The sequence below is a fragment of the Pseudomonas sp. HY13-MNA-CIBAN-0226 genome, assembly GCF_040310305.1.
GTDB classification, from domain to species: domain Bacteria; phylum Pseudomonadota; class Gammaproteobacteria; order Pseudomonadales; family Pseudomonadaceae; genus Aquipseudomonas; species Aquipseudomonas gregormendelii.
Genome location: NZ_JBEOPS010000117.1, coordinates 1 through 336, shown reverse-complemented (window position 1 = coordinate 336; position 336 = coordinate 1). Strand labels below are relative to the sequence as shown.

Sequence of the window (336 nt, the reverse complement as noted above, 5' to 3'; positions counted from 1 at the left end):
AAGCGCAAGTTTCTGAGATCATGGTGAGTGTCGGTGACATGGTTAGCGCTGACCAATCTATTTTGCTGATTGAGTCTGATAAGGCATCGGTTGAAGTACCGGCACCAGAAGCAGGGAAAATTGAGAAAATACTGGTCGAAGCTGGTGATATGGTTGCCAATGGTCAAGATTTTATCGTCATCATTAGTAGTGGCTCAGAGGCGGATAGTGCCAATAAATCAGCAAATGAATCAAAAACTGAGTCAAAAACCGACAAACAAACCAGCTCAAATGACCAAAAGCAGGCGGCGGCTGAGCCAAAGCAAGCATCTGTAAAAGAGACGTCAACCAGTACAC

The 336-nt window shown here is 44.9% G+C and carries 1 protein-coding gene; it reads left to right on the top strand.

All coding sequences use genetic code 11. The features are described from left to right. A partial coding sequence (locus AAEZ05_RS28020) for a biotin/lipoyl-containing protein (RefSeq protein ID WP_350649819.1) occupies positions 1–336 on the top strand: 336 nt, incomplete at both ends.